The sequence below is a fragment of the Rhizobium redzepovicii genome (assembly GCF_019793435.1).
In the GTDB taxonomy this organism is placed as follows: Bacteria; Pseudomonadota; Alphaproteobacteria; order Rhizobiales; family Rhizobiaceae; genus Rhizobium; species Rhizobium redzepovicii.
Genome location: NZ_JAILYH010000008.1, coordinates 55,926 through 75,514 on the forward strand (window position 1 = coordinate 55,926; position 19,589 = coordinate 75,514).

20 protein-coding genes are annotated in these 19,589 nt (G+C 61.1%); 8 read left to right on the top strand and 12 right to left on the bottom strand.

What is annotated here, in order from left to right:
• Positions 1-149: 149 nt before the first annotated feature.
• The 10 genes from ftsH to ybgC all read right to left on the bottom strand — a co-directional run bounded on the left by ftsH (position 150) and on the right by ybgC (position 10,401).
• Positions 150-2,081 (bottom strand): ATP-dependent zinc metalloprotease FtsH, encoded by a 1,932-nt coding sequence (gene ftsH / locus K6N12_RS14245; RefSeq protein WP_003590353.1) that lies wholly within the window; start codon positions 2,079-2,081, stop codon positions 150-152.
• 97 nt (positions 2,082-2,178) lie between these two features.
• Complete coding sequence (gene tilS / locus K6N12_RS14250) at positions 2,179-3,639, bottom strand: tRNA lysidine(34) synthetase TilS (RefSeq protein WP_097629250.1); 1,461 nt, start codon at positions 3,637-3,639, stop codon at positions 2,179-2,181.
• A gap of 11 nt (positions 3,640-3,650) precedes the next feature.
• Positions 3,651-4,640 carry a tol-pal system protein YbgF gene (ybgF, locus tag K6N12_RS14255; protein WP_097629249.1) on the bottom strand — a complete coding sequence of 330 codons (990 nt, stop codon included), beginning with the start codon at positions 4,638-4,640 and terminating at the stop codon, positions 3,651-3,653.
• A gap of 159 nt (positions 4,641-4,799) precedes the next feature.
• The gene (gene pal / locus K6N12_RS14260) at positions 4,800-5,333 is read right to left on the bottom strand and encodes a peptidoglycan-associated lipoprotein Pal (RefSeq protein WP_097629248.1); all 534 of its coding nucleotides are present in this window, start codon (positions 5,331-5,333) and stop codon (positions 4,800-4,802) included.
• 153 nt (positions 5,334-5,486) lie between these two features.
• Positions 5,487-6,794 (bottom strand): Tol-Pal system beta propeller repeat protein TolB, encoded by a 1,308-nt coding sequence (gene tolB / locus K6N12_RS14265; protein ID WP_097629247.1) that lies wholly within the window; start codon positions 6,792-6,794, stop codon positions 5,487-5,489.
• Positions 6,795-6,814: 20 nt separating this feature from the next.
• The gene (locus K6N12_RS14270) at positions 6,815-7,228 is read right to left on the bottom strand and encodes an energy transducer TonB (protein ID WP_097629246.1); all 414 of its coding nucleotides are present in this window, start codon (positions 7,226-7,228) and stop codon (positions 6,815-6,817) included.
• A complete protein-coding gene (locus K6N12_RS14275; RefSeq protein WP_097629245.1) occupies positions 7,229-8,368 on the bottom strand; it encodes a hypothetical protein in 1,140 nt (379 codons plus the stop codon).
• An 8-nt stretch (positions 8,369-8,376) separates the two neighbouring features.
• A complete protein-coding gene (gene tolR, locus K6N12_RS14280; protein WP_003542730.1) occupies positions 8,377-8,832 on the bottom strand; it encodes a protein TolR in 456 nt (151 codons plus the stop codon).
• An 18-nt stretch (positions 8,833-8,850) separates the two neighbouring features.
• Positions 8,851-9,570 (bottom strand): protein TolQ, encoded by a 720-nt coding sequence (tolQ, locus tag K6N12_RS14285; protein ID WP_003582115.1) that lies wholly within the window; start codon positions 9,568-9,570, stop codon positions 8,851-8,853.
• A 375-nt stretch (positions 9,571-9,945) separates the two neighbouring features.
• The gene (gene ybgC, locus K6N12_RS14290; protein WP_097629244.1) at positions 9,946-10,401 is read right to left on the bottom strand and encodes a tol-pal system-associated acyl-CoA thioesterase; all 456 of its coding nucleotides are present in this window, start codon (positions 10,399-10,401) and stop codon (positions 9,946-9,948) included.
• A gap of 163 nt (positions 10,402-10,564) precedes the next feature.
• Between ybgC and K6N12_RS14295 the strand changes: the two genes are divergently transcribed.
• The 7 genes from K6N12_RS14295 (at position 10,565) to K6N12_RS14325 (ending at position 16,963) form a co-directional block, all read left to right on the top strand.
• Positions 10,565-11,785 (top strand): NAD-dependent epimerase/dehydratase family protein, encoded by a 1,221-nt coding sequence (locus K6N12_RS14295; protein WP_097629243.1) that lies wholly within the window; start codon positions 10,565-10,567, stop codon positions 11,783-11,785.
• Between the two features lie 184 nt (positions 11,786-11,969).
• Positions 11,970-12,794, top strand: a complete 825-nt coding sequence (locus tag K6N12_RS14300) for a glycosyltransferase (protein ID WP_097629242.1) — start codon at positions 11,970-11,972, stop codon at positions 12,792-12,794.
• Positions 12,791-13,708, top strand: a complete 918-nt coding sequence (locus K6N12_RS14305) for an NAD-dependent epimerase/dehydratase family protein (RefSeq protein WP_097629241.1) — start codon at positions 12,791-12,793, stop codon at positions 13,706-13,708. Before K6N12_RS14300 ends, K6N12_RS14305 begins: the two co-directional genes overlap by 4 nt.
• A 54-nt stretch (positions 13,709-13,762) precedes the next feature.
• A complete protein-coding gene (locus K6N12_RS14310) occupies positions 13,763-14,470 on the top strand; it encodes a hypothetical protein (protein ID WP_097629240.1) in 708 nt (235 codons plus the stop codon).
• Positions 14,471-14,588: 118 nt separating this feature from the next.
• Complete coding sequence (locus K6N12_RS14315; protein ID WP_097629239.1) at positions 14,589-15,176, top strand: 5-formyltetrahydrofolate cyclo-ligase; 588 nt, start codon at positions 14,589-14,591, stop codon at positions 15,174-15,176.
• Positions 15,177-15,179: 3 nt separating this feature from the next.
• Positions 15,180-16,004, top strand: a complete 825-nt coding sequence (locus K6N12_RS14320) for a TIGR00282 family metallophosphoesterase (protein ID WP_097629238.1) — start codon at positions 15,180-15,182, stop codon at positions 16,002-16,004.
• A gap of 113 nt (positions 16,005-16,117) precedes the next feature.
• Positions 16,118-16,963 (top strand): MBL fold metallo-hydrolase, encoded by an 846-nt coding sequence (locus K6N12_RS14325; RefSeq protein ID WP_097629237.1) that lies wholly within the window; start codon positions 16,118-16,120, stop codon positions 16,961-16,963.
• 34 nt (positions 16,964-16,997) lie between these two features.
• Here K6N12_RS14325 and K6N12_RS14330 read toward each other — a convergent pair whose 3' ends face one another.
• Positions 16,998-17,501, bottom strand: a complete 504-nt coding sequence (locus K6N12_RS14330; protein WP_012558848.1) for a pyridoxamine 5'-phosphate oxidase family protein — start codon at positions 17,499-17,501, stop codon at positions 16,998-17,000.
• A gap of 139 nt (positions 17,502-17,640) precedes the next feature.
• Here K6N12_RS14330 and K6N12_RS14335 point away from each other — a divergent pair, with 139 nt between their 5' ends.
• Complete coding sequence (locus K6N12_RS14335; RefSeq protein ID WP_003590326.1) at positions 17,641-18,387, top strand: YebC/PmpR family DNA-binding transcriptional regulator; 747 nt, start codon at positions 17,641-17,643, stop codon at positions 18,385-18,387.
• 75 nt (positions 18,388-18,462) lie between these two features.
• On the opposite strand, the gene K6N12_RS14340 is transcribed toward K6N12_RS14335, so the two are convergent.
• Positions 18,463-19,464 (bottom strand): LLM class flavin-dependent oxidoreductase, encoded by a 1,002-nt coding sequence (locus tag K6N12_RS14340; protein WP_097629236.1) that lies wholly within the window; start codon positions 19,462-19,464, stop codon positions 18,463-18,465.
• Between the last annotated feature and the right edge of the window lie 125 nt (positions 19,465-19,589).

Genomic DNA, 19,589 nt, shown 5'->3' on the forward strand with positions numbered 1-19,589 from the left:
CACGCTTGCCTCAATTCAGCGGAATGCCACAAAATGCGGCGATCGGCACGTAAATTAGCAAGAAAAATGATTATATCCCGTTACCAAATAGAAAAGGCCGGATCTCCCCGCTGGGGAAATCCGGCCTTGTTCACAATCGTGCAAGCCGCTCAATGCGGCTGCGGTTCAAGGCCGGCTTCGGGCTCATCACCCTTGGCGGCAGGCCGTGCGCCGGCTTTTGGAACCGCCGAGCCGCGGCTTGGCGGTGAATCATCGCCGAGATCGCGCGACGGCTTCTCGCCGCGAATCAGCGCCTTGATCTCTTCACCGGTCAGCGTCTCGTATTCGAGCAGACCTTCGGCAAGAGCGACGAATTCGTCGTGCTTATCCGTCAGGATCGTGCGGGCCTGCGTATAGGCTTCGTCGATCAGGCGGCGCACTTCATTGTCGATCTTCTGCGCGGTTGCTTCCGAAACATTCTTCGATTGCGAAACCGAGTGGCCGAGGAAGACCTCCTGCTGGTTCTCGCCATAGGCGACTTGACCGAGCTGGTCGGAGAAGCCCCATTGCGTGACCATGGCGCGGGCAAGCTTGGTGGCCTGCTCGATGTCGGAAGAGGCACCCGAGGTGATGTTCTCCTTACCGAAGGTAAGTTCTTCGGCGACACGGCCGCCCATCATGATGCAGAGGCGCGACACCATCCACTTGTAGCTCATCGAGTAGCGGTCGCCCTCGGGAAGCTGCATGACCATGCCGAGCGCACGGCCGCGCGGAATGATCGTCGCCTTGTGCAAAGGATCGGCGACGGCGACATTGAGCGCGGTGATGGCGTGGCCGGCCTCATGGTAAGCAGTGAGCTTCTTTTCCGCCTCGGTCATGGCCGAGGATCGGCGCTCGGCGCCCATCATGATCTTGTCCTTGGCGTCTTCGAATTCCTGCATGGTGACGACGCGCTTGTTGCGGCGGGCCGCCATCAGGGCGGCTTCGTTGACGAGGTTCATCAGATCGGCGCCGGAGAAACCGGGCGTGCCGCGGGCGAGAACCTTGAGATCGACATTCGGCGCCAGCGGAACGTTGCGGGCATGCACCTTAAGGATGCGCTCGCGGCCGACGATATCCGGGTTCGGAACCACGACCTGACGGTCGAAACGGCCCGGACGCAGAAGCGCCGGGTCGAGCACGTCGGGGCGGTTGGTGGCGGCAATCAGGATCACGCCTTCATTCGCCTCGAATCCATCCATCTCGACCAACAGCTGGTTCAGCGTCTGCTCGCGTTCGTCGTTGCCGCCGCCGAGACCGGCGCCGCGATGGCGGCCGACGGCATCGATTTCGTCGATGAAGATGATGCAGGGCGCATTCTTCTTCGCCTGCTCGAACATATCGCGCACACGGCTAGCGCCGACGCCGACAAACATTTCGACGAAGTCGGAACCGGAAATGGTAAAGAAGGGCACGTTGGCTTCGCCGGCGACCGAGCGGGCGAGCAGCGTCTTACCGGTGCCCGGAGGGCCGACGAGCAGCACGCCGCGCGGGATCTTGCCACCGAGACGCTGGAACTTCTGCGGATCCCGCAGGAATTCGACGATTTCTTCGAGATCCTGCTTGGCCTCGTCGACACCGGCGACGTCTTCGAAGGTGACACGGCCATGTGCTTCTGTCAGCAGCTTGGCCTTCGACTTGCCGAAGCCCATCGCGCCACGCGAGCCGCCCTGCATCTGCCGCATGAAGAACAGCCATACGCCGAGGATGAGCAGCATCGGCAGCAGCGTTCCGAGGTAGCTCAGAAAGCCGGAGGAACCATCGGTCTCCGGACGCGCAGTGACAGCAACGTTTTTGGCCTGCAGGCGATCGAGCAAGCTGTCGTCGATAACGGGCGAATAGGTCTGGAAATTATTGTTATTCTCCAGATATGTTCCGCTCAGCCGGTTGCCGGTGACCACGACGTCCTTCACGCGGCCCGCATCGACCTCACGCAGGAACTGCGAATAAGGGATTTCGCGGGAGCCCGTCTGCGCCGGCGCCGTCTGGAACATACTGAATAGGGCGATCAGCAGAAGCGCTATGATCGCCCACAAGGCGAAATTACGTAAGTTAGGGTTCATTGAACTCCCCAGCACTGGAACAGCCGCCTCATGGCGACCGTCTTATTCGTTTCTAACATAGGGTTGCGCCGTGCGATTGCCAAGGCGACACCCCAGGTCAGATGGTTTTTCCGTCAATACTTCTTAAAGGCGGCCTCGCATAGGGCGCCGTCGCGAAAACCGCCGAAAGCCTGTTGGCAAAGATGAAATCAAATCGTGTCAAAAAGCGGTCGAAGGGTGCGAAATAGGGCGTGAGGTGGATCGCTTCGGCGGTTTCCGCAGATAGAGGGACCTCTTGCGCCGATATGGCCGGCGCCGAGGCGATTGCACGCTTCCATGCGGCCTTGGGAAGGTGCCCGATATGATGCTCCCTTATTCCTGTGCTTGTCACAGGAATCCAGCTACCGCGCGTCCGCGCGGTGATTGACCCCATAAAGTGCAAACTGTCTTTCGCGGCCAAGGACTTGTTCGCACTGGATTCCTGTGACAAGCACAGGAATGAGGGGGAGTGTGTAGCGGTGGTTTCTATTATAATCGGAGCCGCCGACCCATTGCGCGCCACAAACCTCCCATCCCACACGCCCGCCTCCCCGGGCTGCAAGACCAGCGGCAAGATCCCGCGGCTTTCGCGCGTGAGGTAAAGCCCGTCCCGTCTGAGATCGAAGACCACCCGGCCGACCGTCATCCGCCCCGGCTCCCCGCCGGCGGCAAATGAGAGAAGGCGCTCAATCTGCGCCCTCCCCGGCGCAAACGGTTGCCCACCGAAAATGGCCGTGAGACGACCGAGCACATAGTCGAGAACGGCGCGATCCTGCCGCAATCCGTCAGGCACCACCTGCCCGAGCAGGCCGCCGTGAAGCTTGAAATGGTGATCCAGCCATTCGGCTCCCTTGGCCGAAACAGCCAGTCGCTCGTCCCAGACGGCACTGACATTCGCCTCGGCACCGGCATCGGCCAAAAGCTGCCGGCGCACCCGCACACGCTCGTGCTTCACATCTTCATTGCTCGGATCGTCGATCCACTTCACGCCCCGCTCGTTGAGGAAAGCGCGGATGTCCGCCCGGCTGGAAAAGAGAAGCGGCCGCAAGATCCAGAAACGCCGATCGAAGAGCACCGCGTCGGCAATGCCTGATGAAACCTGCTCCGTTCGCACGCCGCGCATGGCAAGTGTTTCGCGCTGGTCGTCGAATGTGTGTCCGGTGACGATGAGATCGGCGCCAAACGCTTCCGCCGCTTCGGCGAGCAAGCCGTAACGCGCCTCGCGGGCCGCGGCCATGATGCCGGTTTTCGGCTTGTCGCCCTGCCAGGTCATGCTGGTGTGGGCAATGCCTAGCGACGCGCAGAGGGATGCGACTTCTCGCGCCTCGTCTGCGGAGCCGGCGCGCAACGCATGGTCGACGGTCGCAGCGCATAGGGAAATTTTGAAATGGGGCGCGGCCTTCACGGCTTCATCGAGAAGGAGAAGCAGGCCGGTGGAATCGCTGCCGCCTGATATGGCGACGAGAATACGTGCGGGGCTTTGAAGCGACGTGAGAAACTGGAGGATCGCCTCTCGCGGCGATCGGGCTTCCGGAGACATGCCGGAAGACCTTAACAGGCGAGGCGCTTCTGTTCGCTCGCAACCTTGCTTATGACGGCACGCGAAGCCTTCGGATAACGCTTCGAGACTTCGCGCAACGTCGCGCAGGCCGTCTCGGTATTGTCGAGGGCGGCCAGCGACATGCCGAGTTTCAACAGCATCTCGGGCGCCTTTTCGGATGTGCCGTATTTCTGGTGCGCATTGAGGAATGTCTTGGCCGCCTCATTGTACTTGCCCTGCGAATAGAGCGCTTCGCCGAGCCAGAAATTAGCGTCCGCCGCCCGCGCGCTGCTCGGGTAGCGGGTAATGTATTGGGTGAATTCCTGTTCGGCGGTGCTGTAATCGCCGGACAAGACATGTCCATAGGCCGCCTTGTACTGGTCCGCCTCACCGCCGAGCGAGGCAGTCTGCTGCGGCGCTCCGGGATTGGCATCGGGTATCGGGCCGGAGCCCACGCCCGCATTTGCATCAACGGTTCCGCCGACCGGATTGCCGTTCTGATCGAAATCGATCGAGCCGAGCTCCTTCGGCGGCTGGCCGAGGCCAGTATTGCTGGGCACGTTGGTGGAGGGAGCCGTCTCGGCTCCCTGCGGTGCTTGGATCACCCTGGCAACGTCATCGCTGCCGGACGCTGCGGGAGCGGTATCGGTCTCGCTCTTTTTCACAGGAGCTTTGGCACCGCCGCCGCTGGCACCCGTCTTTTCCAACTGTTGGAAGCGGAATTCATTGTCTTCCTGCTGCTTGCGGATCGTTTCCTGCATCTGCAGCAGCTGGAAGCTCATCTCCTCGATCCGGCCATTCAGCTGCCGAAGCTGCTCTTCGAGCTGCTGCACGCGCATCTCGGCATCGCCGCTCTGCACCTTGACAACAGGCGGCGCCGCTTGGTTTTCCGCGGACCGGCCGCCGAGATGCAGCCCAAAGAACGAGGCGGAATAGGCCGCCCGTTCGCTCCCGGTCACAGCCGCGAGGCACAGCATGCCTGCCACGACAAGTTTCTTCATATGTATCGTCCTGTCCCAGTGATTCTTCGCACCTCGATGGCACGAACAGGAGATTTTTCCAATTGCTGTCAAAAAGCAACGGAGTCTGGCCAAAGTGTGGTCAAAAAGAAAGGCGGTCCCCGAGAGGACCGCCTTCCGAAAGTGACCGAAATCGGCAGATTACATGCCGGCGCCGCCGAGAACCGTGACCGCGCGGCGGTTCTGCGACCAGCAGGAAATATCGTCGCAGACGGCAACCGGACGTTCCTTGCCGTAGGAAATCGTCTTCAGGCGCTGCGCCGGAACGCCGCGCGAAGCGAGATAATCCTTGGCGGCAGCCGCACGGCGGGCGCCGAGCGCGAGGTTGTATTCACGCGTGCCGCGTTCGTCGGCATGGCCTTCGACGGTGATCTGATAATTCGGGTAGCGGGCGAGCCACTGGGCCTGGCGGTCGAGCGTCTGCGAAGCATCGGCGCGGATCGACGAGGAGTCGGTGTCGAAGAAGATGCGATCGCCGACATTGACCGTGAAGTCCTGGGCAGAGCCCGGCGTTGCGGCACCGGCGCCGAGGCCGATATCGCCAGCGTTATTCGGCATGCCGCCGTTCTTCTTGGCGCAGCTCGCAAGAGCGAGACCGGCGACAAGCGCGATCATGACGGGGTTGCGGGCGAAATTCTGCATGCGGCTCATTGCCGGGGTATGAATTCGGCTCATGGCCGGTCTCCTTGCGGGTTCATCAGGGTTTCCGGACAGTAACCGCACTCGGTTAACCGCCCCTCAAAGATTATGGTTAACAATTTATTGATTTGTCCCGTAGTCGCCGGGTTCCCATGATTCTGAGGCGACATGAAGGCATTCCCGCGCCTGCTACTCCAGAAGCGGCGACCAAGCCGGGTCGGAACCGTAGCTCGGCGTTTTGACGAGTTGTTCATTATAGCCGGTCAGATCGATCGAATAGAGCTGCGGCCCGCCAGCGCCTGCCGCCTGGCGGAAGAACATCAGCACGCGGCCGTTCGGCGCCCAGGTCGGGCCCTCGTTGTGGAAGCCGGTCGTCAGGATGCGTTCGCCAGAACCATCCGGTTTCATCACGCCGATCGAGAACTTGCCGCCGGCCTGCTTGGTGAAGGCGATGAGATCACCGCGCGGCGACCAGACCGGCGTCGAATAGGAGCCGTCGCCGAAGGAGATACGGGTCTGGCCCGAACCGTCGGCGTTCATCACGTAAATCTGCGGCTTGCCGCCCCGGTCGCTCTCGAAGCTGACGCGGGCACCGTCGGGCGAATAGGAAGGCGAAGTGTCGATCGCAGCCGTCGAGGTCAGGCGCGTCGTCGTGCGCGAGCGCAGATCCATCGTATAGATGTTGGAGTTGCCTTCCTGCTGCAGGCTCATGATCACCTTCTGACCATCGGGCGAAAAGCGCGGCGAGAAGGTCATGCCGGGAAAATTGCCGACGACTTCACGTTGCCCGGTTTCGAGCTGCAGCAGATAGACCCGCGGCTGCTGGTTGGCAAAGGACATATAGGTGACTTCCTGCCGGCTCGGCGAGAAGCGCGGCGTCAGCACGAGATCGCTGCCATCCGTCAGCATACGCACGTTGAAGCCATCCTGATCCATGATCGCCAGCTGGCGCTTGCGCTGCTGCTTGGTGCCGGATTCGGAGACGAAGACGACGCGGGTGTCGAAATAACCCTCTTCGCCGGTGATCTGCTTGTAGATCGCATCGGCGATGATGTGAGCCACCCGGCGCCAGTTCTCCGGCTGCGTATAGAATTGCTGACCGGTCATCTGCTGCCCGGCGAACGGGTCCCAGAGCCGGAATTCGGCGCGAAGACGGCCATCCGCTTCCTTGGTAACCCGGCCGGTAACCAGTGCCTGCGCATTGATGACCTTCCAGTCTTCGAAGCGCGGCGCGGCATCAGGATTGGAAATCTTTTCGATGAAGGCGGTTTTGTTGATCGGTGCGAAGAGACCGGACCGCTGCAGGTCTGCGGCGATGACTTGCGAGACCTGCGCGCCCAAATCACCCTGGAAGTCGGTCACCGCAATCGGCATCGGCTGGACATTGCCTTTTCGGATGTCGAGGGTAACCAGCGCGTTGGCCGGCGTTGCAAAGACGGCAGTGGTTATCAGACCGACTGCAACCAAAATGGCGCGAAAAAAGGAACACTTTGTCATACCAAACAGCCTTTCAGCATCTATGGAGTCGGATCGCCGGATTCAAAGCGCAGGACGACTTCGTTCCAGGATTCGTATTTTTCTTTCGGGAGCATCGGGAATGGCAATGAGCGCTTCACCGCCCGGAGAGCCGGAGCCGACAGGCTTTTTCGAGCAGCTTCGTTGCCGCCCGAGGCTATTGCCTCGGGTGAACCAACGATCGCCCCATTCTTGTCGAGCCGCAGATGGACGGTGATCACAACTCTGCCGCCCCTCGCCTGCCCGGGAGGAACATTGAAGGAGGAAGCAATTGCGTGCTGTAAATCCAAGGCTGACTTCTTGGAGGTCGCCGCGTCCACCGACTGTGCCAACGCCTCAGGCGCACAAGCCAGAATCGCTCCAAGCATGATAGCGGCTGCAAAAGGCTTGTTGCCATGGGACAGATCCGTCAGCATCTAGATTCCCATAGAACTCGGATCGAAATTCAGGTCGAACTCATTCCAAGCCTCATACTTGTCCTTCGGAAGCATCGAGAAGGGGGCGGACTTCATGACAGCTCTATAGGCCCCGCCTTCCAACGCACGGCGTGTGGCATCGCTGCTACTGCCGCCCGATGACTCGACTTCTGGCTGACCAATAATATTGCCATCCTTGTCGAGTTTCATATGCACTTTGATGACCATGCCGGAAAGGCCTTCCATCCCAGGCGTGACAAGCCAATTGCCCTCGATCAAGCCGCGCACCGCATCTTCTTCGCTCTGGCTGAGTTTGGAACCACCATTGCTCTTCTTCGCACCAAGCGACGCTTCCTGCGTCGAGCGCTTGGCGCCACCGGCGGAAGGATCGGTCTTGTTCAGCAAGATCGAAATCTCGTCGGCATTGAAGTCGCTCTTCATCGACGAGGCGGATTTCGCCGTTTCCTGCTTCTTGTCCGCCTTCTTCTTGTCGGTCGGCATGTCGGCGGTCTTCGGCTGGTCGGGGGTCTTTTCCGGCGGCTTTTCGGCGGGCTTCTGCGGTTCCGGCGGCTTCACCTGCGGCTTGGCGACGGGGGTCGGCACATTGTCCGGCAGTGCCTCGGCCTCCGGCTTCGGCGGTTCCTCAGGCTTGGCCTGCTCTTCCGGCGGCTTTTCCTCCGGCTTCGGCGGCGTCACTTCGACGGGCTTCGGCGGCGGTATGGAAGCGACCTCCTTCGGCTGCTCGACTTCCGTTTCCTCCTTGACGATGTCCTTGACGTCGTTCGGCTTCGGATCGGTCTTCGGCATCGGCTTTTCGCTCGAATTCGCCGCGGCGGCCTCGCTGTTGCTCGGCTTGGCGTTCGGCACCGGCGGCGTCTTCAGGTCGACATTGTTGTCGCCGGCATTCTCGGCCGGCTGTGCGATCGGCGGACGTGTCGTCGGTACCGGCGCAGACGTCTCCTTCTTCGGAGCCTTCTTGTCGCCCTGCTGCATCTGGGTAATGGATTCCACCGGCACGAGATCGACCGGCATCGCCTCGAAATCCTCCACCTTGAAGGATTCCGGGGCGCTAAGCGACACCATCGCCCAGGTAAGCACCAGGCAGTGCAGAACAGCAGATGTGACGACGCTGGTCTTCATCTTGAACGCTATTGGTCCTTCTTCTGCTGCGTCACGAGGCCGATATTCTTGAAGCCTGCGCCCTGAATACGGGCCATGACGTCGGCGATGACGCCATAAGGCGCTGTCGCGTCACCACGCACGAAGATCCGTTCGTTATAGCCTGTGGTGGCGATCGCCTCGAGCTTGGCGGCAATCTCGGCGGCCGGGATCGGCGTTTCCTGCAGGAACACTTCGCCGTCGTTCTTGACGGAGATGGTGATCGGCTGCGTCTCGGAATTCAGCGCCTTGGCCTGCGTTTCCGGCAGGTCGATCGGCACGCCGACGGTCATCATCGGTGCCGCGACCATAAAGATGATCAAAAGCACCAGCATGACGTCGACGAGCGGCGTCACGTTGATTTCGGAAATCACGGCCCTGTTCCGACCGCCGCGACGGCGGCGTCCGCCGCCCCCGCCGCCATTGCCTCCAACAGCCATACCCATGTCAGTATACTCCGCTGGTTACTGAGCTGCAGCGCGCGGCTGCAGCTTCTCGTCGATCTGGCGCGAAAGTATGGCGGAGAATTCATCCGCGAAACCTTCCATGCGGCCCGAGAGCTTGCCGGCATCGGCAGAGAACTTGTTGTAGGCGATAACCGCCGGAATAGCGGCAACGAGGCCGATGGCGGTTGCAAGCAGCGCTTCGGCGATACCGGGCGCAACGACCGCAAGATTGGTCGACTTCGAACCAGCGATCGCCTGGAACGAGGTCATGATGCCGACGACCGTGCCGAAGAGGCCGATGAACGGACCGGCCGAACCGATCGTCGCCAGCGATCCGAGGCGAGCGCCGAGAAATTCCGATTCGCGTGAAAGCGTCACGTCCATCGCCCGGTCGATACGCATCTGCAGGCCGATCGGCGAACGGGCGCCGCGCTCGAAGGATTTCTTCCACTCGCGCATCGCGGCCACGAAAATCGCCGCCAGCCCCGTATTGTTGCGTTCCGACAGCGAGCGATAGAGTTCTTCCAGCGACTGGCCCGACCAGAACACCTGCTCGAACTTGTCGAACTGGCGCCGTGCGCGGCCATAGGCCAGGTATTTGTCGATGACGATCGCCCAGGTCCACACCGAAGCGGCGATAAGCCCGAGCATGACGAGCTTGACGACGATACCGGCCTGCATGAAAAGCGACCAGAGGCTGACGTCCGTCGTTGCTGCTGCCAATCCTACTTGTTCCATTGATCCAAAATCCCCGAATCCAAACGCCCGGTGCTGGACCGGGCGGCACAAAGTGATCTCGCAAGAAGTGTCCGGCGGCCGCCGCCCAAAGCCCTGGTCAAACTTCCAAGCTCATCTTCCGCCTTCTTGCCGTCAAATTTGGTCAAAGGAAGGCGTGCACCGCACAAACTCCGACTTTCCCAGTAAGACACTATTATGGTTAATAGATCGTTAGTGCCTGACTGTGACAGTAAGCCTGTGTTTGGAAGATTTCGTTCCATGGTTTACTTGACCGGAGTAAGATCCGGCTGCCGAAAGAGCGCTCATCCTGCAGCGCGGGAATTCCTTCACATAAAGCTCAAGTTTTGACAAGCCTGAATTCCGCGCGATTCGCGCCTATAGCGGCGTGCTGCCTTCCAGGAATTTCGCCGCCAGCGTTTCCGGCAGCCGCCGCGGCCGCCCCTTGGCGTTGATGACGGCGATGATCACCTTGGCTGATATCAGCAGCGTTTCGCCCGAGCGGATCTGCTGATTGAGCACCATCTTGGCACCGCCGGCTTTTTCCGTGTGGGTCAGGATGGTCAGCACGTCGTCCATGCGCGCCGGGCTCTTGAAGTCGATCTCCATGCGGTGGACGACGAAGACGAGGCCCTCCTCGTCGGCGCTGACGAGTTCGCGCTGCTCCACGCCGAGGCAACGCAGATAATCGGTGCGGCCGCGCTCGAGGAAATGCAGGTAGCGGGCGTGGTAGACCAGACCGGAGAAGTCGGTATCTTCATAATAGACCCGTTGCACGAGGCGGTGTCCGGCCTCGGTCAGCTCCCCCGAAATGGAAAATGGGCGCTCCGTCATAATTTTCTCCAAACTGCGGTGCCCTCTTTGGCGCAACGCTTCCCGACAGGCAAGCACTGAATGACCGGTAGGCAGGCATTGAATGCCCCGCCGGTAGGCATTGAATGATTGTCATAATTCCTAACTATTCCCGATATTGAGCGACAGATCAGGAGACGATGTGATGAAGATTGCGGTTATGGGCGGAGACGGTTTCATTGGCTGGCCAACGTCGCTGCACCTCTCCGATGCCGGGCATGACGTTCATATCCTCGACAATCTCTCACGCCGCTGGATCGACACGGAACTTGGCGTTCAGTCGCTGACACCGATGGATTCGATCCAGGAGCGCACCCGCATCTGGCATGCCGAAACCGGGCGCCGCATCCACTTCAACCTGATCGATCTCGCCAAGGACTATGAACTACTGAAGAACTGGCTTTCCGAACACCGCCCGGATGCTGTCATCCATTTCGCCGAGCAGCGGGCCGCGCCCTATTCCATGAAAAGCGACCGCCACAAGAATTACACTGTTAATAACAACGTCAGCGCCACCCACAACCTCTTAAATGCGCTGACCGAGCTCAATCTCGACGCCCATCTCATCCACCTCGGCACCATGGGCGTCTACGGCTATTCGACGGTGGGCGCAGCAATCCCCGAAGGCTACCTGCCGGTCGGCATCGAAACCGCGGCCGGCGAGACGGTCAGCCAGGAGATCCTCTATCCCTCCAATCCCGGCTCGATCTACCACATGACCAAGTGCCTGGATCAGCTTCTCTTCCAGTTCTACGCCAAGAATGACGGGTTGAGGATCACCGACTTGCACCAGGGCATCGTCTGGGGCACGCATACCGAGCAGACGCGCCGCCATGCGCAGTTGATCAACCGCTTCGATTACGACGGCGATTACGGCACGGTGCTGAACCGCTTCCTTATCCAGGCGGCGATCGGCTATCCCTTGACGGTACATGGCACCGGCGGCCAGACCCGCGCCTTCATCCATATCCAGGATTCGGTGCGCTGCATCGAACTGGCGCTGAAAAACCCGCCCGCCCGCGGCGCCCGTGTCGAAATCTTCAACCAGATGACGGAAACCCACCGGGTGCGCGACCTTGCCCAGATGATCGCGGGGATAAGCGGCGCCGACATCGCCTGGCTGCCCAACCCGCGCAAGGAAGCCGCCGAGAACGAGCTGATCGTTCAGAACGAGAAATTCCGCATTCTCGGCCTCGAACCGATCACGCTGGAAGCAGGCCTTCTCGGCGAGATCGTCGACGTGGCGAAGAAATTCGCCTATCGCGTCGACCGCTCGCGCGTGCCGGCCGTCTCCGCCTGGACCAAGGACATCGCCGCGACGATCAACCACGATCCGGAAGGCAAGCGACTGAAGTCAGTGTCATGAGTGATGGTTTGCTATTGAGGCGCCACCAGTCCAACGATCTCTCCCTCATTCCTGTGCTTGTCACAGGAATCCAGCGCGCCCAAGTCTTTGGGCGCTGGAGAATCATTCACGGCGCGGACGGGCCGTGGCTGGATTCCTGTGACAAGCACAGGAATGAGGGCGTGCAAGGAAGTCGCCGGCGCCGATGACCTCTACCTCAAACCTCGCCTATGTCACCCTCGTCACCAATCCCGACTACGCCATGGGCGCCACCGCCCTGGCGAATTCTCTCCGTCGCACCGATACCAGCGCCGACATCGTCGTCCTCCACACCGGCGGCGTCGATGCAACCGCCCTCGCCCCGCTTGAAACTCTCGGCTGCCGCCTCATCGAGGTCGAGCACCTGCCGCTCTCCGATGCCTTCAACGAACGCCACGCCCGCGGCCAACTCCATTCCGCCGCCCCCTTCACCAAGGGCCGCAAGCCGGACTTCCATTCGCCGCTCGACAATTTCTGCAAGCTCAGGCTGTGGCAGCTCGTCGAATACGAACGCTGCGTCTTCATCGACGCCGATGCCCTCGTGCTGAAGAACGTCGACAGGCTTTTCCTCTATCCGGAATTCTCAGCCGCGCCCAATGTCTATGAAAGCCTTGCCGACTTCCGCCGCATGAATTCCGGCGTCTTCGTCGCCACCCCATCGCATGACACATTCCGGCACATGCTCGAAAGCCTCGACAGGCCGGGCGCCTTCTGGCGGCGCACCGACCAGACCTTTCTCGAGACGTTCTTCCCGGATTGGCACGGCCTGCCGGTCTATTTCAACATGCTGCAATATGTATGGTTCACCATGCCGGAGCTTTGGGACTGGAAGAGCGTTTCGATCCTGCACTACCAATATGAAAAGCCGTGGGAAAAGGATCATCCGAAGGCAGCGCGGCTACAACCTTTGATCGATTTGTGGCACCGTTTCCACGATGGCGGCGATCCGCCCGAGATCGCGGCGCTGGCCAATCCGGAAGGAGCAGCATGAAGGTACTGGTATCCGGCGGAACGGGTCTCGTCGGCCGCTATGTCGTCGAGGAACTTTTGAGCGCCGGTTATCAGGTGATCGTCGGCGGGCGCCGTGCGCCGCCACCTCGTCTCTTCTCCCGCCCGGTTGAGTTCGCGGCACTTTCGCTCGATCCCAATAAGGATCAGATCGACATTTTCGACGACGCCTATTTCTTCGTCCACGCCGCCTTCAACCATGTTCCGGGCAAATATCGCGGCGGCGAAGGCGACGATCCAAAGAGTTTCCACAGGTTGAACCTCGACGGCACCGTCCGCCTTTTCGACGCCGCCAAACGCGCCGGCACGCGCCGCTGCATCTTCCTCTCCAGCCGCGCCGCCTATGGCGAACATTCTGAGGGAACCGAGCTCGCGGAAACGATGCTGGCCAAGCCGGAAACGCTCTACGGCCAGGTCAAGCTGGATGCCGAACGCGCGCTTGCCCACCTCTCCACTCCAGGTTTTGCCGGCGTAAGCCTGAGGGCGACCGGCGTCTACGGAGATCTCTCGCCGAACAAGTGGGACGGCCTCATCGCCGATTACCTCGCCGGCCGGCCGGTGGTTTCGCGTGTGGGGACGGAAGTTCACGGCCACGACCTCGGGCGTGCGGTACGGCTGATGCTGGAGACGGAAAGCACCCGCATCTCCGGCGAGGTCTTCAACGTCTCGGACATATCAGTCGACACGCGCGACATCCTTTCAGCCATCCGACGCGAGACCGGCTGTCGGCACGTGCTGCCGCCACTCGCCGACAGGGCGGCGCTCAATCCCATGAGCACGGCGAAAATCCGCGCGCTCGGCTGGATGCCGGGCGGAGCCCCGCTGTTCGAGGAAACGATGCAACGGCTCGCCGCGGCGCTGCCGGCGGCCCCGGAACACAGGTCCACGCAAGTCTGACGTTGCAGAATGCGCCGAATTGCAATCGGGGACCCGGACTGTCGGGAATTGTCCATGCAGGTCGCAACCACCTCTGCCTCCAACATCTTGCGCGGCACGTCTTCAGCAACGGTCATCTCTGCTGCCGGAGACGAGAGCGATCAGAGTGTGCTGAAACTACAACGTAGCACCCAGACGCTGCAGCAGATGCGGCAGACTCTGGCGAATTCCGGGGACGAAGCCAAGACGAAGGCAGAACGCAAGCTCGAAGAGGCGAAGCAGCAATTGGAAATGCTGCGCAGCTCCAACATGCCGCCCGAGGTGGTCGCCCGTCTGGCCGCTGAACTCGCGCGCAAGCTCGGCACCGTCGCCTCCGAATTCGCATCGACCGTCGCGACTGGCAGCCCGGCAGCAGTCGCTTCAATGGATACAACCACGGATACAACGGCCGCCGCGACGAGTGGGATCGAGGCTGCGCCGGCGGATGCCTCAGAAAAAACCGCGGACGAAGAGACCGGCTCGCAAGAGCCGGACGACGCCGCCAACGCCCGCAAGGCCTATCAGAGTGTTGCCGAGGACACCCCACAATTCTCGGGCATCTCGGCCGATGATCGAGAAACCATGGAGGATTTCAAGGCGGTCGTGCGCGAACTCAAGCAGTTGCTCGAAAACGCAATGCACGATCTGCGGCAGCAGAACCGGCAGGCCGGGGCGAACGCCGTTCCTGACATGGCAGCCTTCTCCATCGCCACCACGACAATACCGACAAGCATCGTCGTCTGACCTTCGGCCGCATCCCGCGACAGGGCGTGAAACGGGCGCAGTGCTGTCGCATCCGGCATTTGCATCGGACACCCAGCCGTCTATGCTCGCTCGACCTTTTCCATATCCGGCGGATGGAATGACCGTGAAAGACCTGAAAGCGCAGCTGCGCAACGAACGACTGTCGGCACGCGACGCCATGTCTCCTGAGAACCGCGCCTCCAAAAGCCTTGCGATGGCCGATCATGCCGGCGAGGCGGTTGGCTTTGCGCTGGGCACAATTGTCTCCGGCTTCCTGCCGATCCGTTCGGAAGCAGATCTCAGGCCGCTGATGGCGCGCTTTGCCGTGCGCGGTGCGCGGCTCTGCGTGCCGGCGATCCTCGACCGGCAGACCATCGTCTTTCGCGAGCTCGCGGAGGACGCCCCGCTTGTCGATACCGGTTTCGGCACGGTCGGCCCTTCGGCGGATGCCGCTATTCTCGATCCGGAAATCATGCTGGTGCCGCTTTCAGCTTTCGATGACCGCGGCCACCGCATCGGCTACGGCGCCGGCCATTATGACCGCGCCATCAGCCGGCTGAGGCAAAAAGGCCTGCATCCGAAGCTGATCGGCATTGCATTCGACTGCCAGGAAGTGGCACATGTGCCCGACGAGCCGCATGACATAAGCCTGGATGCCATCCTGACAGAAAGCGGCCTTCGCTTTTTTGCCTCTTGGATTGGATAGGGAATGCGGCTGCTTTTTCTGGGTGACATGGTCGGCAAGACGGGACGCTCGGCGGTCTGGGACCGCCTTCCCGGCCTGATCTCCGACCTCAAACTCGATTTCGTCATCGTCAACGGCGAGAATGCCGCCGGCGGGTTCGGCATCACCGAGGACATCTTTCTGGAAACGATCAATGCCGGCGCCGATGTGGTGACGACGGGCAATCACGTCTGGGACCAGAAGGAAGCCGTGGCTTTTGCTGGGCGCCACGATCAATTCCTGCGGCCGGCCAACTATCCGCAAGGCACGCCCGGTCGCGGCTCCGGGCTGTTCTATGCCAGGAACGGCGCGCGCGTGCTCGTCGCCAATGTCATGGGCCGGGTCTTCATGCATCCGGAACTCGACGATCCGTTCAAATCGGCGGAAGTGATCCTCGACGCCTGCCCGCTGAAGGAGCAGGCCGATGCGATCATCTTCGATTTTCATGCGGAAGCGACCAGCGAGAAGCAGTGCTTCGGACATTTCGTTGATGGCCGCGCCAGTTTCGTCGTCGGCACCCACACGCATGTGCCGACGGCCGACGCGCAGATCCTGAACGGCGGCACCGCCTATATGTCGGATGCCGGCATGTGCGGCGACTACGACTCCTCCCTCGGCATGGACAAGGAAGAGCCGCTCAACCGCTTCATCTCCAAGATGCCGAAGGGCCGCATGGAAGCCGCCAGCGGGCCGGCGACGATCTGCGGCGTCGGCGTGGAGATTTCCGACAGCACGGGCTTGGCCGAAAAGATCGCGCCGCTCAGGCTCGGACCGCGGCTGGCCGAGACAGTGCCGGAGTTCTGGCGCTAGCCTCTACCCACCGCCAACACGCAATCGTGAGCATCCCTCGTCTGGACCGCTGCGACCTCATGCCGCATCCTCCCGCCGCTACTTTCAAAGTGGTAGAGCGCCGGAGGGCCGGTATGAAGCCGCAATATCTCGTCCTCGCTATCGCGTGCCTTACGGCCTTCGCTGCGGCAGATCCTGCCGGAGCGCAGGAACAGCGAACACCCGTCAGCCACTGCCAGGCAATCGCTAAGAATATCCCCAAGGTCACCTTCGCCAGCTTTTCCGGCGCCGCGCCGCTGACGCCTGCCGTCTCCGAGGGAGAAGAGGTCAAATTCACCTTCCTCGGCCATTCCACCTTCGAGATCGACACCCCTGGCGGCATCGTCATCGCGACAGACTATAATGGCTGGTACAGGCCGGCGACGATGCCGGATGTCGTGACCATGAACAAGGCGCACACGACCCACTTCACCTTGGCGCCCGATCCAGGCATCAAACATGTACTGCATGGCTGGAGCGATATTCCGGGCGAGAAGGCCAACATCAATCTCGTCGTGGGCGATGCCTATATCCGCAATGTCCCCACGGATATCCGCTTCAGCTACGGCCTCGGCGGAGCGCATGAGAATGGCAATTCGATCTTCATTTTCGAGATCGCAGGTCTGTGCATCGGCCATCTCGGCCACCTGCACTACGAACTGACAGATGTCCAATATACGGAGATCGGCCGCCTCGACGTCGTCATGGTTCCTGTCGATGGCGGTCTGACCATGGGCGCCGACAGCATGAGCCGCGTCATCAAGCGGCTGCGCTCTTCACTTATCCTGCCGATGCACCGGCGCGGCCCGCCGGTCGAAGCATTCGTCTCGATGTTCGGCAAGGATTTCGACGTCGCCTATGCCCCTGACGACAGCGTCACCGTCTCCATGCGGACGCTACCGAAAAGCCCGCTGATCTATGTGCTGAAGGGTGTGCAGTAAAAAGCCCGGCGGTTTGCTTCCGGGCTTCGGCGCGTTAGGCGAATTGCAGGTGACGCTTGATGCCGACATCAGGCACCTTGTCGTCATCGAGATTGGCCTTGGCAATCTCCCAACCGAATTTCAGCTTGTTGCCCGTCGAGACCCATATCTCGGCATCGTCGACATGCAAAGCAAGCATGGTGAGCTTCGGATCCTTCTTGCCACCATCATACCAGGCAGCGACGATCGAACTCCAATATTCCTCAATCTTGGCAGGGTCGGGACGCACATCGATCACACCGGCAAGGCAGGCGTGATAATCGTGATCCTTGCCGATGACGCAGAAATGCGCGCGGCTGCCGGGCTTGATGGCGCGGACGATATCGGCATCGGTCTTGGTGTAGAACCAAATCGTATTGGTGGTGGGATCGGCATGCGGCGCCATCGGCTGCATGTGCATGTCGAGCCCGGAAATTCCGAGCATGCCGGCATGAACATCGTTGACCTGATCCCAGAGCTGACGTGCTGGCTGTTCCTGCGCATCGCTGAGACTTGCCATGACCGTTCCTTTCCGTTGGATGGAGTTCTTGAAACGTCATCCCCTCACCTTTGTTCCAAACTGCTTTTTCCTTGAAAGGGCGCGGTTTCGCTCTTATAAGGCGGCCCATTCCGAACAATGAGACGTGAACAGGGGTGCCATGGCTGGCCATTCACAGTTTAAAAACATCATGCACCGCAAGGGCCGTCAGGATGCCGTGCGGTCGAAAATGTTCTCCAAGCTTGCGCGCGAAATCACCGTAGCCGCCAAGGCCGGCCTGCCCGACCCGATGATGAACGCCCGTCTTCGCCTGGCGATCCAGAACGCCAAGGCCCAGTCCATGCCGAAGGACAACATCGACCGCGCCATCAAGAAGGCAGCTGGCGCCGACGGCGAAAACTATGACGAAGTCCGCTATGAGGGTTACGGCCCCGGCGGCACGGCGATCATCGTCGAGGCCCTGACCGACAATCGCAACCGCACCGCTTCCAACGTCCGCTCGATCTTCACCAAGGCCGGCGGCGCTCTTGGCGAAACCGGTTCCGTTTCCTTCTCCTTCGACCATGTCGGCGAAATCACCTACAAGCTTTCCGTCGGCGACGCCGACAAGGTGATGGAAGCCGCGATCGAAGCCGGCGCCGATGATGTCGAGACCGACGAAGAGGGCCACTACATCACCTGCGCCTTCGAAGCCCTTGGTGAGGTCTCGAAAGCGCTGGAATCCGGCCTCGGCGAAGCTGAAACCGTCAAGGCAGTCTGGCGCGCTCAGAACAATGTGCCGGTGGACGAAGAAAAGGCCCAGTCGCTGATGAAGCTCATCGACAGCCTGGAAGACGATGACGACGTGCAGAACGTCTATTCCAACTTCGAGGTCTCGGAAGAAGTGCTGGCCAAGCTCTCCGCCTGATTCTCTTAAAACGATCTTGTATGGAAAACCCGGCGGTGACGCCGGGTTTTTTGTGCCAAGGCGCTCGTTGCGAACCTATGCGGCCACCCGCATGAAGTTGCCGAGGCCCGCGAACAGTTCCACCGATCTCAGCCGCGTCTCGATATCATGGATCGGCATGGAGATGATCACCTCGTCGGCCTGTGTTTCCTTGAGAAACGTCGTCAGTTTCGCCTCCGCCGTCGTCGGCGAGCCGACCACGGCACAACGCAGGGTGTGTTCGACATTCATCTTCTCCATCGGCGACCAGAAGCCCTCCATATCGGCCAGCGGACGCGGGAACGGGCCGCGGACATTGCGGCGCAAGTTGACGAATTGCTGCTCGGCGGAGGTGAAATGATAGCGCGCCTCCTCATCCGTCGCCGCCACCGAGCCCATGACGCCGACCATCACATAGGGCTTGTCGAGCGTCGCCGAAGGCTGGAAGCGGTCGCGGTAGATCGCGATCGCGTCGAGCAGCATGTCGGGCGCGAAATGCGAGGCGAAGGCATAGGGGAGCCCAAGCATCGCGGCAAGCTGGGCGCTGTAGAGGCTGGAGCCGAGCAGCCAGATCGGGATATGCGATGAATTCCCGGGAACCGCGAGGATCGCCTGGTTCTCGACCGGCGTGCCGAGCAGTTGCTGCAGTTCCACCACATCGTTCGGAAAGCTGTTGGCGGCGGCCTCGAGGTTGCGACGCAGCGCCTGCGCCGTGCGCATATCCGTTCCCGGCGCGCGCCCGAGGCCGAGATCGACGCGGCCGGGGAAGAGCGCCTCAAGCGTGCCGAACTGCTCGGCGATGACGAGCGGCGAATGATTGGGCAGCATGATGCCGCCGGAACCGATGCGAATGCGCTTGGTGGCGGCGCCGACATGGCCGATGACGACTGATGTGGCCGCACTGGCGATCCCCGGCATGCCGTGATGTTCGGCGAGCCAGAAGCGCTTGTAACCGAATTCCTCGGCCTTGCGAGCCATCCGCGCCGAACTCTCGAGCGACTGGCTAACGGTGCTGCCGTCGGCAACGGGGGAAAGGTCGAGTATGGAGAAGGGAACCATGGGAAACCTGCCGGCCAGTTGAAGGATGCAGCCTATGTAGGTTCGCGCCCGCACCATTCCAAACCGTGCGTGCAAAGAAAAAGGGCCGCGCCAGCGCGACCCTTTTGCCATACCGTCAGATAGTG

Bases quoted from the DNA above. Each gene is read 5' to 3' on its own strand.
- K6N12_RS14325 (WP_097629237.1), top strand. From the start codon at position 16,118: ATGAAGCCGCAATATCTCGTCCTCGCTATCGCGTGCCTTACGGCCTTC.
- tolR (WP_003542730.1), bottom strand. From the start codon at position 8,832: ATGGGTATGGCTGTTGGAGGCAATGGCGGCGGGGGCGGCGGACGCCGC.
- K6N12_RS14295 (WP_097629243.1), top strand. From the start codon at position 10,565: ATGAAGATTGCGGTTATGGGCGGAGACGGTTTCATTGGCTGGCCAACG.
- tilS (WP_097629250.1), bottom strand. From the start codon at position 3,639: ATGTCTCCGGAAGCCCGATCGCCGCGAGAGGCGATCCTCCAGTTTCTC.
- K6N12_RS14275 (WP_097629245.1), bottom strand. From the start codon at position 8,368: ATGAAGACCAGCGTCGTCACATCTGCTGTTCTGCACTGCCTGGTGCTT.
- tolQ (WP_003582115.1), bottom strand. From the start codon at position 9,570: ATGGAACAAGTAGGATTGGCAGCAGCAACGACGGACGTCAGCCTCTGG.
- K6N12_RS14340 (WP_097629236.1), bottom strand. From the start codon at position 19,464: ATGGTTCCCTTCTCCATACTCGACCTTTCCCCCGTTGCCGACGGCAGC.
- K6N12_RS14335 (WP_003590326.1), top strand. From the start codon at position 17,641: ATGGCTGGCCATTCACAGTTTAAAAACATCATGCACCGCAAGGGCCGT.
- K6N12_RS14270 (WP_097629246.1), bottom strand. From the start codon at position 7,228: ATGCTGACGGATCTGTCCCATGGCAACAAGCCTTTTGCAGCCGCTATC.
- K6N12_RS14330 (WP_012558848.1), bottom strand. From the start codon at position 17,501: ATGGCAAGTCTCAGCGATGCGCAGGAACAGCCAGCACGTCAGCTCTGG.
- K6N12_RS14300 (WP_097629242.1), top strand. From the start codon at position 11,970: ATGACCTCTACCTCAAACCTCGCCTATGTCACCCTCGTCACCAATCCC.
- tolB (WP_097629247.1), bottom strand. From the start codon at position 6,794: ATGACAAAGTGTTCCTTTTTTCGCGCCATTTTGGTTGCAGTCGGTCTG.
- K6N12_RS14320 (WP_097629238.1), top strand. From the start codon at position 15,180: ATGCGGCTGCTTTTTCTGGGTGACATGGTCGGCAAGACGGGACGCTCG.
- K6N12_RS14305 (WP_097629241.1), top strand. From the start codon at position 12,791: ATGAAGGTACTGGTATCCGGCGGAACGGGTCTCGTCGGCCGCTATGTC.
- K6N12_RS14310 (WP_097629240.1), top strand. From the start codon at position 13,763: ATGCAGGTCGCAACCACCTCTGCCTCCAACATCTTGCGCGGCACGTCT.
- K6N12_RS14315 (WP_097629239.1), top strand. From the start codon at position 14,589: ATGACCGTGAAAGACCTGAAAGCGCAGCTGCGCAACGAACGACTGTCG.
- ftsH (WP_003590353.1), bottom strand. From the start codon at position 2,081: ATGAACCCTAACTTACGTAATTTCGCCTTGTGGGCGATCATAGCGCTT.
- ybgC (WP_097629244.1), bottom strand. From the start codon at position 10,401: ATGACGGAGCGCCCATTTTCCATTTCGGGGGAGCTGACCGAGGCCGGA.
- ybgF (WP_097629249.1), bottom strand. From the start codon at position 4,640: ATGAAGAAACTTGTCGTGGCAGGCATGCTGTGCCTCGCGGCTGTGACC.
- pal (WP_097629248.1), bottom strand. From the start codon at position 5,333: ATGAGCCGAATTCATACCCCGGCAATGAGCCGCATGCAGAATTTCGCC.